Source organism: Vibrio sp. 1978 (assembly GCF_033344345.1).
The window spans coordinates 1-1,327 of sequence record NZ_JAWPOP010000098.1 but is presented as its reverse complement, the minus strand read 5'-3'; the positions used below and the strand labels follow the sequence as shown (position 1 = coordinate 1,327).

1 pseudogene is annotated in these 1,327 nt (G+C 49.7%); it reads right to left on the bottom strand.

The features are described 5' to 3' along the window. Nucleotides 1-1,327 (bottom strand): annotated as a pseudogene (locus R8N49_RS24725) (Tn3-like element ISShfr9 family transposase); the annotation flags it as partial.

The following is a 1,327-nucleotide window of genomic DNA, read 5'->3' as shown; positions in this document are numbered from 1 at the left end:
CAAACAGATCATTGATGACACTACTGAACTGCGCGTATCGCGGTGCAAAACTGTAACCGCATAGATCCAGTAAGGCGAAGTTAACATGATTGACACCGTGTGTATCTGTCGAGAGTACGTCAGGTTTGATTTCACTGCTGTTGGATTGTAACAGGTCATAAATATAGTGTGATTCGTGCTCGTTGGAACCGATGATCCGAGCATTGAGGGCGCTGTGGTTGGCCACCAGTGTCATGGCCGTGATCCCTTTGTTGGTGCCGAAATACTTAGAGGAGTACCGGGTTTTAAAGGTTTCCAGATGGGTTTCGAATTTCTGACCATCCGCACTGGCGTGCAGCTGGTCCTCCTGAATATGGTAGTGGCGGAAGATGGGTAGCGCTGCAACCGCATTATTGATCACGTCGCTGGCGTCATGCAGCGTTTCAGGCCGGATATAGTTGGCCTGCACCGTACTCAGGTGTTCATAGCTTCGATCGGAGATCTGCGCCATGCCATACACACCACGGTGAGTGGCGTTGGCAATCAGAATGGCCAGTAAATCATCCTGATGAGTGAACCCTTGTTTTTGTATCGGAAGTACATGAGTCAGACATTTCATGAACCCGGTTTCGCGCTCTACATACCGCAGTACATCCGCGATACCGACCGGTTGCATTCGCTTAAAAAAGGGATTGTTGACCAGAGATGTAGCGCTTTTGGTCGGCAGACGCCAGCGGGTACCGGTACGATTTTTCATGATCACATTTCGATTGTCTCCCTCATCAATATGGAGAGCAACGTCTTTGAGTGCACTTTCCAGCCGGTGTTGTTTCTCCTGTAACAATAACTCTGCGGGCTGTTTTAGTCTGTCCAGTGTTGATGAGGCCAGCAAGGTATCCTGCGATGTCTGGGGGATCAGGTCGTCTTCCAGTGCGCGGTATTTGGTAACATTTGGCAAATAAATGCGTCCATTCAGTCGTGAGGTTAACTGCCGGTAGAGCAGCCATTCGTAACGTTGCGGGTTAACGTTATCCTGTTTAACCAACCATGGGAGGTGCTTTTTCGGGATGAGCGACGTATCCATCGTCTTCAGTGGTCCACCGAATGCGATTTCCGTCTGCATCTGTTGAAGTTGGGCGACGACGGCTTCTGAGCCTTTACCGGCCTCACATTCAAGGCACAAGAACACCTGCCTTAACAGTTGCTCCAGGAGATTGCATTGTTCATCGTAATGTTGCCACTGGTACTCTTCCACGGTCCGTTTCTGTTTTTTCAGGTAAAGGCAGAGGGTCTGGATATCCCTGTCATTCATGACCTTCAATGCCTGTTGTCTGACTACTGAGAAGGG